14 protein-coding genes and 1 pseudogene are annotated in these 15121 nt (G+C 67.5%); 5 read left to right on the plus strand and 10 right to left on the minus strand.

From position 1 onward, the window contains the following. Positions 1-369 (minus strand): annotated as a pseudogene (locus tag RT551_RS19470) (hypothetical protein); the annotation flags it as partial. Between the two features lie 439 nt (positions 370-808). On the opposite strand from RT551_RS19470, the gene RT551_RS19475 reads away from it, so the two are divergent. The 4 genes from RT551_RS19475 to sppA all read left to right on the plus strand — a co-directional run bounded on the left by RT551_RS19475 (position 809) and on the right by sppA (position 5821). Continuing rightward, on the plus strand, positions 809-1810 hold the full coding sequence (locus tag RT551_RS19475; RefSeq protein ID WP_313461537.1) for a hypothetical protein: 1002 nt from the start codon (positions 809-811) through the stop codon (positions 1808-1810). Beyond that, positions 1797-2339, plus strand: a complete 543-nt coding sequence (locus RT551_RS19480; RefSeq protein WP_313461540.1) for a DUF3106 domain-containing protein — start codon at positions 1797-1799, stop codon at positions 2337-2339. The genes RT551_RS19475 and RT551_RS19480 overlap by 14 nt, the downstream gene beginning before the upstream one ends. 108 nt (positions 2340-2447) lie before the next feature. Then, positions 2448-3818, plus strand: coding sequence for an MATE family efflux transporter (locus RT551_RS19485; RefSeq protein ID WP_313461543.1), 1371 nt, complete (start codon positions 2448-2450; stop codon positions 3816-3818). Positions 3819-3916: 98 nt separating this feature from the next. Continuing rightward, positions 3917-5821: a signal peptide peptidase SppA gene (sppA, locus tag RT551_RS19490; RefSeq protein WP_313461546.1), complete on the plus strand. Its 1905-nt coding sequence runs from the start codon at positions 3917-3919 to the stop codon at positions 5819-5821. 49 nt (positions 5822-5870) lie between these two features. Here the strand turns inward: sppA and RT551_RS19495 are convergent, their stop codons facing one another. Then, complete coding sequence (locus RT551_RS19495) at positions 5871-6089, minus strand: hypothetical protein (RefSeq protein WP_313461548.1); 219 nt, start codon at positions 6087-6089, stop codon at positions 5871-5873. A gap of 128 nt (positions 6090-6217) precedes the next feature. Between RT551_RS19495 and RT551_RS19500 the strand changes: the two genes are divergently transcribed. Next, the gene (locus RT551_RS19500; RefSeq protein ID WP_313461551.1) at positions 6218-6994 is read left to right on the plus strand and encodes an SDR family oxidoreductase; all 777 of its coding nucleotides are present in this window, start codon (positions 6218-6220) and stop codon (positions 6992-6994) included. Between the two features lie 122 nt (positions 6995-7116). On the opposite strand, the gene RT551_RS19505 is transcribed toward RT551_RS19500, so the two are convergent. The 8 genes from RT551_RS19505 to RT551_RS19540 form a co-directional block, all read right to left on the minus strand. Next, positions 7117-7905, minus strand: a complete 789-nt coding sequence (locus RT551_RS19505) for a hypothetical protein (protein WP_313461553.1) — start codon at positions 7903-7905, stop codon at positions 7117-7119. 65 nt (positions 7906-7970) lie between these two features. Then, positions 7971-8756 (minus strand): DUF4124 domain-containing protein, encoded by a 786-nt coding sequence (locus RT551_RS19510; RefSeq protein WP_313461555.1) that lies wholly within the window; start codon positions 8754-8756, stop codon positions 7971-7973. Between the two features lie 49 nt (positions 8757-8805). After that, complete coding sequence (locus RT551_RS19515; RefSeq protein ID WP_313461570.1) at positions 8806-9366, minus strand: Sua5/YciO/YrdC/YwlC family protein; 561 nt, start codon at positions 9364-9366, stop codon at positions 8806-8808. A 127-nt stretch (positions 9367-9493) separates the two neighbouring features. Continuing rightward, the gene (locus tag RT551_RS19520; protein WP_313461558.1) at positions 9494-11998 is read right to left on the minus strand and encodes a DNA topoisomerase I; all 2505 of its coding nucleotides are present in this window, start codon (positions 11996-11998) and stop codon (positions 9494-9496) included. A 192-nt stretch (positions 11999-12190) separates the two neighbouring features. Further along, positions 12191-13096 carry an RDD family protein gene (locus RT551_RS19525; protein WP_313461560.1) on the minus strand — a complete coding sequence of 302 codons (906 nt, stop codon included), beginning with the start codon at positions 13094-13096 and terminating at the stop codon, positions 12191-12193. A 34-nt stretch (positions 13097-13130) separates the two neighbouring features. After that, a complete protein-coding gene (locus RT551_RS19530; protein WP_313461563.1) occupies positions 13131-13913 on the minus strand; it encodes a GYF domain-containing protein in 783 nt (260 codons plus the stop codon). 39 nt (positions 13914-13952) lie between these two features. After that, positions 13953-14426, minus strand: a complete 474-nt coding sequence (locus tag RT551_RS19535; protein ID WP_311192723.1) for a DUF494 family protein — start codon at positions 14424-14426, stop codon at positions 13953-13955. Positions 14427-14468: 42 nt separating this feature from the next. After that, a partial coding sequence (locus RT551_RS19540) for a DNA-processing protein DprA (protein WP_313461567.1) occupies positions 14469-15121 on the minus strand: 653 nt, incomplete at its 5' end.

Consider the following 15121-nt stretch of genomic DNA (forward strand, 5'->3'; position numbering starts at 1 on the left):
GGCCGGCAGCGCCGTGCTCACCACTTCGCCCAGCGGCGCGTGCGTGTAGCGCGCCAGCCATTGCAGCGACCGCCACAGCTCACCCTCCAGCAGCGGCACCGGGTCCAGCCACTCCCGGGCATCGCGCAGAGGGGGATCAGCATCGGCGCAGCCCACGCCGGCGACCACGCCGACCAGTTCGCGCGAGCCAAACGGCACCCGCACCCGGCGGCCGATGCTGTCCGCTCCAGTCAGGGAGCCGGCGGGCGGCGCATAGTCGAACAGCTGGGGCAGCGGCAGCGGCAGGGCGACCTGCACGGTCGGCGCGCCAGGCGCGGGGGCCGGGGCGCTTTCCAGGGACAGGACGGGGGCCGCAGGTGCAGAAGACATCGACGCAGTGTACCGGGCACGGCCGCTTCCCTGTTCAGGGCGCCCAGCGGGTCAGCCGCCCTGTCCAGCAAGACTAAACATCACCTAAATATCGGTGGCTATTGGAGATTCAGTCTTATCCACATCTTCTGTGGATAAGCCTGTGTGCGAGCGCTGCAGCGTAGGAGTTTCCTGCGGGGGTTCTGCTGTGTGGCTCAGGTTGGTCAAAAAATCGCCACATGTAAAATGTTTTGATAATCAATGGGTTGATTGTGAAACAAAGCTGACACACGGCTGATGCCGCCTTCACCTTGCGTTTTTCCGCAGTTTTTGGTGGTGCTGTGCACAACCTGCGTCGGGAAGACGCAGTGTCGGCCTTGCCGGTCTTCACATGCTGCCCGTATCGGCACGCCTGGATTCCGGCGCAGTCGCTATCATTCCGGCTCATGATGGAGTTGCTATGACGGCTGCGAACGCCTCGATGTCTTCCAACGCAGCCGGCGCGCTTCCGGCTTTCCTTCGCGGTGTTGAGCGCCGCGCCCTGGTGGTGGCCGAACTGCAATGCGGCAACCCGACCGTGGCCGAGCAGGCGCTGGTGGCGGTGATGCGGGCGTTCACCGGTATCGCCAGCGACGTGCCCATGGCGCAATGGCCCGACCGCTTCTGGATACTGCTGGCCCACCGCCATCCGATCCGCGTGCCCGCCGAAGGCGGCCACTGGGAGCCGGCGCTGGCGCACCTGCCGACCTTGTCGCCACCGGCACGGTTGGCGCTGCTGCTGCGCATCGGCGGTGGGCTGGACGAAGCCGCCGCCGCCCAGATTCTGGATCTGCCGGTCGCTGACTATCAGCAGGCGCTGGCCGAAGCCTGTCCGCGTGACCGCCAAGGGGATCCGGACGCCCAGGCGTGGCGGGCGCTGGCAGAGCAGGTGCAGCAGCGCCTGCGTGAGTTGCCGCTGGAACGCCTGCAGCGGCTGCATCAGCCGGCACCCGCCGCGGCCGACGGCACGCGGCCGTCGCCGTCCTGGCGCGCGCCCGCCAAGGAGGAGCCGGCTCCACGCCGCCGCCCGACACGACGCGGGGCACGCCCGCTGTGGCGCGGTCTGTTGATTCTTGCCCTGACCGCCGGCGCGCTGCTGGGCGGCGCGTACTGGTGGAAGCACCACCCTCAGGCCGCGCTGCCGGAAGCCAGCGTGCCCGAAGGGGCGGTCAGCATCGACAACCCGGTGCAGAGCGAGGAACTGCCGGCAGAAGACCTGCCGGAGGCCGCTGCGACGACCCACCCCGATGCCGCCGGCGATGCATCGCTGCTGTCCGATCCGGACCTGGCGGTTATCCGCGACGCCGACCTGTATGCCTGGTTCGCCGCCGGCGGTCCGGTGCCGGTGGATGAATCCCAGGCCCAGCCCAGCCGCCCGGAACCGGCCTCCGCCGGATTGGAGACGACCGATGCCGACGAGTAAGCCCGCCTGCCTGCTGTGCCTGCTGGTGCTGGCTCCGCTTGCCGCCAGTGCGGCTCCGCAGCCCGTCGCTCTGCCCCAGGCGGTACCGGCTCCTGCGCAGGCCGCCGCGACCCCGGCCCAGTTACGTGAGCTGCGCAGCCAACAGGCCCAGTGGCAGGCCCTGCCGCCGTCAGAACGTGCCCGCATCCGCGAGGCCGCGCAGCGTCTGGCCGCACTTCCCCCGGACCAGCAGCAGAGCGTGCGTGCCACCTTCGCCGCACAGGACGCGCGCTTCCGCGACGGTTGGCGGCTGGGGCCGACGCTGGGCGCGCAGTTCCCCAAGCTGGAAGGCCTGTTCGGCTTCCTGCCGGTGGAACAGCGCGACACCGCGCTGACCGTATTACGGCAGCTCAACGCCGACCAGCTGGCGCAGCTGACCCTGATCGCCCAGCGCACCCCGCCGCAGGAACGCGACACGGTGCGGGCGGCATTCCTGGCCCTGGCACCCGCCGACCGCGACCGCTGGCTGCACGACCACGTGGTGCGCTGACCGTTTACGGTCGGTCATGGGTTTTGACAGCGGGCGCGCGTAATATGGCGGCCCGCAACCCGGTGCCTGTGCCTTCCGCGCGCGACCGCAGTTGACGTCTGTATCTCCATGTCTACCGTTATCCCTGCTCCGCGCCTTTCCACTGAAGTGCGCGCCACCGGCCTGCTCGCGCTGCCGCTGGTTCTTGGCCATGTCTCCACCGGCCTGATCTCCTTCGTCGACAACGTCATTGCCGGCCACCACGGCACCCAGACCCTGGCGGCGGTCACCATCGGCACCGCGCTGCTGTGGCTGCCGATGCTGATCCCGATCGGCACCCTGATCTCGCTGACCGCGTCGGTCTCGCAGCTGCATGGCGCGGGACGCGAACGTGAGATCGGTCCGCTGTTCCGCCAGGCGCTGTGGCTGGCGCTGGGTCTGGGCCTGATCATGTTCACCTTCCTGACGGTGGTGCCGCCGCTGTTACCGGCATTCGGCATCGCCCCGGACATCGTGCCGGGCGCGACCGCGTTCCTGCACGCGGTGCGCTGGGGTGGCCCGGCGCTCACCCTGTACTTCTGCATGCGCTACCTCAGCGAAGGCATGCACTGGACTTTGCCGACCATGCTGCTGGGTTTCGGCGGCCTGCTGGTGCTGGCTCCGCTGGGCTATGTGCTGTGTTACGGCAAGCTGGGCTTCCCCGAGCTGGGCGCGGAAGGGCTGGGCATCGCCTCGGCCACCATGATGTGGATCCAGGCCCTGTGCTTTGCCGGCTATCTGTGGAAGACCAAGCGCTTCGCCCACCTGGAACTGTTCTCGCATTTCGAACTGCCGCGCTGGCGGGCGATCTGGGACCTGCTGCGCACCGGCCTTCCCATCGGCATCACCGTGCTGATGGAAGGCGGGTTGTTCATCGTCACCGCGCTGCTGATCGGGCGGCTGGGTGCCACCGAGGCGGCGTCGCACCAGATCGCCATCAACGTGGCCCAGCTGTGCTTCATGATTCCCATGGGCGTGGCGGAAGCGACCACGGTACGCGTGGGGTATGCGGTCGGCAGCAACGACGGTTCCGGCGTGCGCCGTGCGGCCAACGCGGGGCTGGTGATCATCCTCGGCACGCAGACGCTGTCGGCGCTGGTGCTGCTGTTCGGCCATGACGCCATTGTCGGCGTCTATACCGCCGACCTGGGCGTGGCGGCGCTGGCCTCCACCCTGCTGCTGTATGCGGCGGCGTTCCAGTTCCCGGATGGCATCCAGGTGCTGTCGGCCGGCGCGCTGCGTGGCCTGAAGGACACCCGGGTGCCGATGTTCATCGCCATGTTCTCCTACTGGGGCCTCGGCATGCCGCTCGGGGCCGGATTGGGGCTGGGGCTGGGCATGGGACCGCAGGGCATGTGGCTGGGCCTGATCCTGGGCCTGACCGCGGCCGCGATCCTGATGGCGTGGCGACTGCGGGTCAGCAGCCGCCGTGTCGGAAACGGCCCTGTTGCAACGGTGTGATCCGCCCCCACACAGGACACCCTGACTTGTGTCCGATGCCGGCCTGACCGGCACCGGCTATGCTGGTACCACGGCAAGAAGCCAACTGGAGTTTCCCCATGAACCAACCTGTGCGTCGCAACCCCGTGGCCAGCTTCTTCATCGGGCTGTGGGATGTGATGAACTTTACCCGCCGGCTGATCCTGAACCTGGTGTTCTTCGGTCTGCTGCTGCTGGTGCTTGTCATGTTCGTCGTGGCGGCCGGCAAGAGCGCCGGTTCCAACCGCGGCCTGCAGGACCGCACCACGCTGGTGATCGCGCCGGAAGGCAAGCTGGTCGAGCAGTACACGGCCGACCCGCTCAGCCGCGCGCTGGCCAAGGCGGTTGGCGACAACGCGGCCGAGGAAATCCAGCTGCGCGACCTGGTCCGTGGCATCGATGCCGCACGCCAGGACAAGAAGATCGAGCGCGTGGTGCTGCAGCTGGACAAGCTGCAGCCGAGCGGTTTTGCATCCATGCGTGAAGTGGCCGCGGCGCTGCAGGAACTGCGCGGCTCGGGCAAGCAGATCGTGGCCTACAGCGATGGCATGAGCCAGTGGCAGTACCTGCTGGCCGCACAGGCCAACGAGGTCTACCTGGACCCGATGGGCGGGCTGGTGCTGGAAGGCCTGGGTCGTTACCGCCAGTACTTCCGCGCCGGCCTGCAGGACAAGCTGGGCGTGGACGTGCACCTGTTCAAGGTGGGTGAGTACAAGTCCGCCGCCGAGCCGTATGTGCTGGATGCCGCCTCGCCGCAGGCCAAGGAAGCCGACCTGTTCTGGATGAACGACGTGTGGCAGCGCTACCTGGCCGACGTGGCCAAGGCGCGCAAGCTCGACGCCGCGCAGCTGGCCGCCGGCATCGACACGCTGCCCGAAGGCGTCGCCGCTGCCGGCGGTGACCTCGCCAAGTTCGCCCTGCAGCAGAAGCTGGTGGACGGTCTGAAGACCCGTGAGGAAGTGGAAGACCTGCTGGCCGATCGCGGCGTGGCCGACGAAGACGCCGACGGCGGTTTCCGCAATATCACCCTGGGCGACTACCTGACCCAGCTCGACCTGCGCCGTTCGCCGGTGGACTCGCGTCCGCAGGTGGCGGTGGTGGTCGCGGCCGGTGAAATCGCCGGCGGTGACCTGCCGGCCGGGCGCGTGGGTGGCGAATCGACCTCGGCCCTGCTGCGCGAAGCCCGTGAAGACAAGGACGTGAAGGCCGTCGTGCTGCGCGTGGACTCGCCGGGTGGCGAAGTGTTCGCCTCCGAGCAGATCCGCCGCGAAGTGGTGGCGCTGAAGGCCGCCGGCAAGCCGGTGGTGGTGTCCATGGGTGATCTGGCCGCATCGGGCGGTTACTGGATCAGCATGAATGCCGACAGGATCTACGCTGATCCGTCGACCATCACCGGTTCGATCGGCATCTTCGGCATGATTCCAAACCTGGCGCGTTCGCTGGACAAGATCGGCGTGCACACCGACGGCGTGGGCACCACCCGCTTTGCTGGTGCGTTCGACATCACCCGTCCGATGGATCCGGCCGTGGGCCAGGTGATCCAGTCGGTGATCAACAAGGGCTACGCCGACTTCACCGGCAAGGTCGCCGATGCGCGCAACAAGCCGGTCGAGGCCGTGGACGAAGTGGCCCGTGGCCGCGTCTGGAGCGGTGCGCAGGCCAAGGAACGCGGCCTGGTCGACGACTTTGGTGGCCTGCGCGTGGCGCTGACCGATGCGGCCGCCCGCGCCAAGCTGGGCAGCCTGGACAAGGTGCGCGTGCGCTACATCGAGAAGCCGGCCACCCCGCTGGCACAGTTCATCAGTGGCTTCGCCGGCACCCGTGCCGGGGCCTGGATGCTGGGTGAGTCGGGCATGGCGCGGATGATGCTGGCGCGTTCGATGCCGGAGCTGGACACCCAGCTGCGCTTCGTCGAGAACGCCGCGCGTGATCCGCGTGGCAGCGCGCCGGTGAAGGCGCTGGCGTATTGCTTCTGCGGATTCTGACCCGCGCGTGATCCATGAAAAACCCGGCCTCGGCCGGGTTTTTTTTGGATCAGAGTTCGCTTTCGGCGTCGCCCGCGGCGCGGGTATCCGGCGCTTTCTCCAGCGTTTTACGCGCGGCCTTGGCCTTGTCCAGCGGCTGCTGCATGGCATCGCGCAGGGCCGTGGCCTGCGGCTCGGGCGGCTTCTCCGGCGAAGGTGCGGCCGGCGGTCGGTTGCAGCCGGCCAGTGCCAGCACGGCGGCCAGCGGCAGGGTGATGCGGATCAGCATGGCAACCTCGGCGTGTCGGTTCAGATGGCGTGCAGTGTGGCACCGCTTCGCCACGGCGTGTGTGACGGGGTGCGCCGCCAGCGCATGCGGGCTATCCTGCCGCACCACGAACATGGCTGGAGAAACCCGTGAACGCGCAGCGTTGGCGACTGGATGGACAGACCGCTTTGATCACCGGTGCCAGTGCCGGCATCGGCCTGGCGATCGCGCATGAACTGGCCGGGCTCGGCGCGGACCTGCTGATCGTCGGCCGCGACGCCGACGCGCTGGAAGTGGCGCGCGACGAACTGGCCGATGCGTTCCCCGAGCGTGAGATCCACGGCCTGTCGGCCGATGTGTCCGACGACGATGATCGTCGGCAGATCCTGGACTGGGTGGAAGACCACAGCGATGGCCTGCACCTGCTGATCAACAATGCCGGCGGCAACATCACCAAGCCGGCCACCGAGTACACCGAGGACGAATGGCGCGGCATCTTCGAGACCAATCTGTTCTCGGCCTTTGAACTGTCGCGCTATGCGCATCCGCTGCTGACCCGCCACGCGGCGTCGGCCATCGTCAATGTCGGCAGCGTGTCCGGCCTGACCCATGTGCGCAGCGGCGCGGTGTATGGCATGACCAAGGCCGCCATGCACCAGATGACCCGCAATCTTGCGGTGGAATGGGCCGAAGACGGCATCCGGGTCAATGCGGTGGCACCGTGGTACATCCGCACGCGTCGCACGTCCGGCCCGCTGTCCGACCCGGACTACTACGATCAGGTGATCGACCGGACGCCGATGCGGCGCATTGGCGAGCCGGACGAGGTGGCCGCCGCCGTCGCGTTCCTGTGCCTGCCGGCAGCCAGCTATGTCACCGGCGAATGCATCGCCGTGGACGGCGGCTTCCTGCGTTACGGGTTCTGACCCGTTGCCGACACCGCGATTGCCGGGCATGGCCCGGCACTACATACGCATACGTAGAGCGGGGCTTGCCCCGCTGCTCTTTGCCCGATTGCCGGGCAAGCCCGGCACTACATGTCCCTGGTTTACGGAACCGGGCAGCTGCTCGCTTCCAGCACCGCCTGCAGCCGCGCACGCTCGGCGCTGGCGGCCGCCTTCCGGTCCGCCGAGGCAAAGCTCTCCTGCCCACGCGCATTGCGGAACCGCTGCTGCCACGCCCCACAACGATCTGCCTCGGCAATCTCCTGACACTCATCGCGGACCACCTCGCAGCTGGCCGCGTTGACCGGGGTAGCGCCGCCCAACCCAGTCACGTTCAACATTTCGCAATGCGCCGGTGACGGCTCCAGTTCATGCAGGTAGCGCCCGCCATCCGCGCGCTGGCACTGAAAGATCGCCGGCAGCGGCGGCTTGCTCGCATCCGCTTCTTCCTTCGCGTCGCCCGGTCGCGGCAGATTGGCGCTGTCCAGGATCGCGCTGCCGCGTTCCACCTGATACGCCTCGGAAATGGTGCGCTCCATCGGAATCTGGGTGCCCGGTATCAGCGGTACGCCCGCTGTCGCCGGAGCCGCCGCCGCCGGTGTTGGCGGTGGTGCTGAGGGGGCTGGGGCCGCCGGCGTGGCGCTGGTCGACACCGAAGTCTCCGCGCGCGACGGCCCGGCGTTCATGCGCTGCATGACCTGATGGCTGCCCTTCGGGCAGGGCGTACTCTGCACGCTGACGTTGTCGTCCGCATCGGTGCAGCGGAACACGATGCTGTCGTCGGCCAATGCCGGCGACGCGAGGGAGAGCAGGAGCAGGAGTCGCAGGTAGTTCATACCTGGAGGATACAGCGGCGCGAACCTGCGCGCGTCCGGCACCGTGACGACGCGCATGGCGCGTCGCTACAGCTGGCACCTGCTGTAGGGACACGCCATGCGTGTCCAACGGAATGCCGGGGTTACCTACAATCCCGGTTCAGCCGCGCATCAATGCCGCGTTGCTCGCGGGTGATTTCCGCGCGCTCGCTCTGCAGCGCGCTGTTGTAGCGGCGATCCAGCTCCCAGCGCCGGTCGCGCAGGATCGAGCAGACCTCGCCCACCGGCAGCGCGTGGCACTGATCCCGCACCAGTACGTTGCCGCCGGGAATCACCACGTCGGTGTAGGTTCCCGGATAGCCCGAGCCTTCGTGGTGCCATGACGTGCTGCCACTGCCGATGTTCACGCTGCCGCGCACGCCGGAGCCGCCACCGGATACCGACAGCGAGCCACCACTGCTGCTGACCGAGCCACTGCCCATCGGCATCACCGGCGGCAGTGGACGCGGTCCAGGTCCCGGCCGTACACCGCCGCCGCGATAGGGCAGGTACGCACTGGTCCACACCGGCACCCAGCGCGGATTGCCTTCGCTGGTTTCGCTGACATAGCGGCTGCCGTCGTCGCGGAAGCATTCGTACATCGGCTGCGGTGGCTGCACGTGCACGTAGCGCACTTCCCTTTGCGGTGCAGGGGTGGCTGGCGCGGGCGCAGGCTGATCGGTGCGCACGGTGCGCGGCGGCGGATCGCGGGGCCGCTGCATCTCGCGGACTTCCTGGCGGCCATCGCGACAGGGTGCGTCCTGCAGGGACACCGCCCCATTGCTGCCCACGCAGCGGTACACGCGCACGCTGCTGCTGTCCTGGGCGGCCAGCGTGGGGGCGGTGGCGACCAGCAGCAGGGGCAGGCACAGGGCGGTCAGGAGGCGCATGCCTGCAGTGTGGGGGCTGACGCGTGTACGCGCAAAGAACGGGCCGGGCTCAGGTCCGAAGCACGTCGCCGGTCAACGCATCGCGGATCGGGGTTGGCTGGGCCAGGCCGCCGGTGTCGCCATCCAGTACGCCGTCCAGCAGCGGCAGCAGCGCCGGGTCCAGCTCGGCACGGGTGCGGGCAGGGGGGAATCCAGCCAGATTGGCGCTGGTGGACACCAGCGGGCCACCCCAGCGGCGGCTCAGCTCGGCCACCAGCGGGTGGGCGCTGATCCGGACCGCGATGCCGCTGTGCTCGCCGGTGATCCAGGCCGGGGCCAACGGGCCGGCGGGCAGGATCCAGGTGTGGGCCCCCGGCCAGCTGGCCAGCACGGCAGCCTGGCGAGATTGGGGGAGTGCGTTCAGGCGCACCCAGCCTTCCAGCTGGGCGAGCTCGGCGGCGACCAGGATCATGCCCTTCTCGACCGGACGCTGCTTGAGTCGCAGCAGCTTGCGCACCGCCATTTCATGGCTGGGGTCACAGCCCAGGCCCCACACCGCTTCGGTGGGGTAGGCGATCACCCCGCCAGCGCGCAGCGCGGTGACGGCGGAGTCCAGGGTGAGTTCGTTCATGGCGGCGACCGGTACGGCAGGAGGCATGATTATCCTCCCGCCGCGTGCACCCAGGGTAGAGCGGGGCTTGCCCCGCTGCCGTGCGACCAGGTGCGGTCATGCAACCCGGTGCCGGGCAAGCCCGGCACTACGTGGCTTTCTTCACGGCCTTCTTGGTGGCGGCTTTCTTGGTCGCCTTCTTGGCCGGCGCCTTCTTGGCCGGCGCCTTCTTCGCAGCGGCCTTCTTGGTCGCCGCCTTCTTGGCAGGTGCCTTCTTCGCCGCCGGAGCCTTCTTCACCGCCGCTTTCTTGGCCGGAGCCTTCTTCGCAGCCGCCTTCTTGGCACCAAAGCCCTTGCGCACCGGCTTGCCGGTTTCTTCCATCAGCTGCTGCGCTTCAGCCAGGGTCAGCGAGGCCGGCTCACGGTCCTTGGGAATCTTGCCGTTGAACTTGCCATCGCTCAGGTACGGGCCGAAGCGACCGTTCAGCACCTGGATGTCGCTGCCCTCGAATTCCTTGATGATCCGGTTGCGCGCGATCTCTTCCTTCTCCTCCACCAGGAACACGGCGCGGGCCAGGTCGATGGTGTAGGGATCGTCTTCCTTCTTCAGCGAGGCGTAGGTGCTGCCGCGCTTGGCGAACGGGCCGAAGCGGCCGATGCCCACGCTGACCGGTTCACCCTTGTCCTCACCCAGCGCGCGCGGCATCAGGAACAGCTCCAGCGCGTCTTCCAGGCTGATGGTGTGCATCGACTGGCCCGGGCGCAGCGAGGCGAACTTGGGCTTCTCCTCGGCGTCCTCGGCGGTGCTGCCAATGGCGGCATACGGCCCGAAGCGACCCAGGCGCACGCTGACCGGCTTGCCGGTCTTCGGGTCGGTGCCGAGCTCGCGTGCACCGCTGGCCTCGGCGCGGTCCACCGATTCCTTCTTTTCTTCCACCAGCTTGTTGAACGGGTCCCAGAAACGGGCCATCAACGGAATCCACTCCTCCTCGCCGCGCGACACCGCATCGAGCTCGTCTTCAAGCTTGGCGGTGAAGTCGTAATCGACGTACTGGGTGAAGTGGCTGGAGAGGAACTTGGAGACAGCGCGGCCGACGTCGGAAGGACGGAAGCTGCGGCCTTCCATTTCCACATACTTGCGGAACAGCAGGGTCTGGATGATCGACGAATAGGTCGACGGACGGCCGATGCCATATTCTTCCAGCGCCTTCACCAGCGCCGCTTCGGTGTAACGCGGCGGCGGCTGGGTGAAGTGCTGCTCGGCCAGGATGCGGTCCAGCGGCACGCGGTCGCCGGTCTTCATCGCCGGCAGCTTGCGGCCTTCGTCGTCATCTTCGGCGCTCTTGCTGTCCTTGCCTTCCTCGTACACGGCCAGGAAGCCGGGCACCACCACGGTGGTGCCGCTGGCGCGGAAGATGTGTTCGCTGCCGGCAGCCAGGTCGACGCTGACGGTGTTGAGCGTGGCCGGAATCATCTGGCAGGCCACGGCGCGCTTCCAGATCAGCTCATACAGCTTGCGCTCGTCGTCGGTCAGGTAACGCGACACCTGCGCGGGCGTGCGCAGCGCCGAGGTCGGACGCACTGCTTCGTGCGCTTCCTGGGCGTTCTTGGACTTGGTCTGATAGGTATTGGGCTTGTCGGGCAGGGCGGCAATGCCGTAATCGCGGGCGATCACGTCGCGGATCTCGGCCAGGGCGTCCTGCGACAGGTTCACCGAGTCGGTACGCATGTACGAGATCAGGCCCACGGTGCCTTCGTCGCCGATCGCCACGCCTTCGTACAGCTTCTGCGCCACCTGCATGGTCTTGCGGGTGGTGAAGCCCAGCTTGCGCGACGCTTCCTGCTGCAGGGTCGAAGTGGTGAACGGCGGGGCCGGGCGGCGCTTGCGCTCCTTGCTGGCCACGTCGGTAACGTGCAGCGAGCCCTGCGCCGCCTGCTGGATGCGTAGGCGGGCGGCCTCGGCGGTGTCGCCGTCGGTGACCGTGAACTGCTCGAACTTCTGCCCGTCCAGCTTGATCAGGCGGGCGTTGAACGCCTGCGAGGGATGCGCGCAGGCGGCTTCAATGCTCCAGTATTCGCGGGCGATGAAGGCTTCGATCTCTTCCTCGCGCTCCACGATCATGCGCAGCGCCGGGCTCTGCACGCGGCCGGCGGACAGGCCGCGCTGGACCTTGCGCCACAGCACCGGCGACAGATTGAAGCCGACCAGGTAATCCAGCGCGCGGCGCGCCTGCTGGGCGTCGACCAGGTCGCTGGCGATCGGGCGGGGTTGGCTCATCGCCTCCTTGATGGCGCGCGGGGTGATCTCGGTGAAGACCACGCGCTGCATCGGCTTGTCCTTGAGCAGGCCACGTTCTTTCAGGATCTCGGCAATATGCCAGCTGATCGCCTCACCCTCGCGGTCCGGGTCGGTCGCCAGAAAGATGTCGTCAGCCCCCTTGGCCGCCTTGGCGATGGCGTCGACATGCTTCTCGTTCTTGTCGATCAGGTCGTAGCGCATCGCGAAGTTGTTGTCGGGGTCGACCGCACCTTCCTTGGGAACCAGGTCGCGCACATGCCCATACGAGGCCAGGACGGTGAAGTCCTTGCCGAGGTATTTGTTGATCGTCTTGGCCTTGGCGGGCGATTCGACGATGAGCAGGTGCTTGGGCATGGCAATGGATTCTGAGGGCGGAGGACCCGGGGAGGGCCGCTAGGGTGGAGCAAATGGCCGCATTAGTGAAGGGCAGCCGTCGAGATATACAAGCTGAACGCCCGGTTATGCGCCGGGCGTTCAGGTTTGCGCCTATTAGTGGAATCACGCCGGAGCCGCCTGTGTCAAGCGGCCCGGTGTGAGGATGTCCGATCAGGACATGGAAGAAGCGGCAATACCCGCAAACACCAGCACGGCAAGCAGGCCCAGCAGCAGCAGGCCATTCAGCACCAGAATGATGATCGTCACAGTTCCGAGGCCGCGCTCCTGGAACTCGGCGTTCTCGGTGAAGGCCCACTTGTCCACCACCACGGTGTCGCAGAGCATGTCGTGCAGCGCCTGCTTGCGTTCGGTGAACGCGGCCATGATGAAGCCGATGAACAGGGTCAGGCTGCTCAGGATGAAGCCCCAGTAGCGCCCGAAGGCGCGCATGAAGGTCAGGCGTTCGCCATCGCTGCGCACCACCTTGATGCCCACCGCCATCTTGCCCAGGGTGGCCCCGCCACGCGAGGAATGGAACCAGGCGTAGTAGGCGATGCCCACTGCGAAGCTGGCCAGGATGCCCAGCACGTACATCACGCCCATCAGGGTGGTATCACCGCTGACCGCGCCGATGCCGTTGAACACCAGGCTGACCGGGAAGTTGATGATGCCGACCATGAACGAGTCGAGGAAGTAGGCCGCATAGCGCTTCCAGAAGCCTGCGTAGACGACCTCGCCGCCGCTGACCACGGTCGAGCCGTAGCCGGCCGCCGCCGCCGGTGCGTCGTAAGGCGAGCGGGTGCCACCGCCGGTGCCGGGCAGGGGGGCGGTGCCGTTGTCGATGGCGGTGTAGTCGCCACGCAGGTCGAACCCGGAGCCCAGGTTGCTGCTGGCGCTGGTCAGGTTCTGCAGCTGCAGCTCCTCCACCGCCTCGGATAACGGTTTCCACTCCGAAAAGCCTTCGCGCCAGACCAGGGTGGTCAGGCTGATTTCTCCGCGCTGGAAGCGCTGGCGCAGCACTTCGGCCATCAGCGGACCCTGGCGGTCCTGGCCATCTGCGTAATACCACTCGGTCATTGCATCGATCCCCATTGTGATTCGTCCCTAAAAATCAGCTGCGGCAGTCCATCGGCAGGTAGCGCGCCTCGGCGTCGCTGCTGCAACTCCATTCCTGCTGTTCGGTGTTGTACTCGAACCACAGCATCTTGCCATCCAATGCGCGCTTGCCGGGCACCGAGAACTCGATCTCCACGCCGCAGCGGCCCTCACCGAAGCGGCCGATACGAACCTGGCCGACGCTTTCGCTGGCATAGCTGGCGGGCGAGCCAAAGCCTTCGTCGCCATTGACCGGGCAGCGGTCATGGATGCCGACGAACTCGGCCACCTGGAACTTCAGCGGGGTGAGCTGCGCCACCGCCTGGGTGGTCTTGGCGCGGGTCACGTAGTCGTTGTACGCCGGCAGTGCAATGGCGGCGAGGATGGCGATGATCGCCACCAGCACCACGCCGACCACGGCCAGCACGATCGCGACCGGGCCACAGCCGGACTTCTTCGGCGGTGGTGCCGCAGGGCGGGTGTGAGCCGGGTGCTGGGGCGGCGGCGGTGCCGTACGCGTGCGGGTGTCGACCTCGAACGTGGCCGGGATGCGCGGCGGCACCGGTGCAGCGGGCTCGGGTAGCGGTTCGGGCGGTAACGGTTCTGCCGGCGCGGCCGGCGCAATCACCAGGCCGATCTCGTCGGCCACCTCGCGCAGCGGCAGCCACTGCGCCAGGCCATCGCGCCATACCAGTGTGTCCAGCCCGATCCGGCTGGAGGTGTACAGCGCGATCAACTCTTCAGACGCCAGCGGCCCGCGCTGCTGGCGATTTCCTTCTGCATAGAACCACTGGCCCACGTTCCATTCCCCTGAATGCGCAAGGCACCCAGTGTACGGTCAGTGAAGGGGTTCTGGCTCGTCCACGAACATCTGGGTTTCCATCCAGGCGTAGGCCGCTTCCGCCCCCGGCTGGTTGAACAACACCATCAGCACCACCCATTTCAGATCGTCCAGGTCCAGTTCGTCCTGGTCCAGGGCCATGGCGCGGTCGAGCACCAGCTCGCGCTGGTTGGCGTCCAGAATGCCGTGCTGCTCCAGGAACAGCAGGAAACCCCGCCCTTCCACGTCCAGCTTGTCCAGTTCGGGGCCGTGGTAGACCCGCACCGGGCCGTCCACCCGGGCCTGGGTGACCGCCGGGCGCTGTTCGGCTAGGGCATCGAGCCAGTCGAACGCCTTGTTGATTTCTGCGGGGCTGAAACCGGCCTGTATCAGACCGTTCTGGAGGGAGTCGCGATCACGGACGATGTCCGCATCTTCGCTGAAGTAGTGTTCAAAAAGGTACAGCAGGACATCCAGAATGCTCTCTTTCATTGCCCCTCGGCCTGCGTCTTCGACGCTGTGGAGGTGAAGAAACTAGGGTTTTCGACAGTAGCAGCCATGTACGGCAACCACCTTTCCATCCAGTTCCATGAGTTGCAGCATGGCCGACAGCCGGGCCGCCGTCAATCCACTGCGCTGGACCAATGAATCCATAGGGATTGGGTTTTCATCCAGGGCTCGCCACAAGCGCTGGTAGTCCGGGTTGGAATGGAAGGAGGGGCCCGGCGGCGTCGGACCTGCCTGTTCAGTGGGGGCACCAAGGCGGGTTCGCAAGGCCTGGCCCAGCCGCGCGGCGACCGCCGCCAGCGGCTCGATGACCTCGTCGGGATGCTCCACCAGCCGGACCCCGTCGCGGATCAGCCGGTGGCAGCCGCGCGCGCGCGGGTTGCGCACCGAGCCGGGCAGGGCAAAGACTTCGCGCCCGGCTTCGGCCGCCAGCCGGGCGGTGATCAATGCGCCGGAGCGCAGCGCCGCCTCGATCACCACGGTGCCCAGCGACAGCCCCGCCACGATGCGGTTGCGCGCCGGGAACTGGCCGGGACGCGCGTCGGTGCCGGGTGGGTACTCACTGACCACCGCGCCCTGCTCGGCGATGCGCGCCTGCAGGGCCGCGTGCCGCGGCGGGTAACTCTGATCCAGCCCGGTGGCCACCACCGCTACCGTGCGCCCGCCCGGTAGCGGTGGTG

It is taken from the genome of Stenotrophomonas sp. (assembly GCF_032103445.1).
GTDB lineage: Bacteria > Pseudomonadota > Gammaproteobacteria > Xanthomonadales > Xanthomonadaceae > Stenotrophomonas.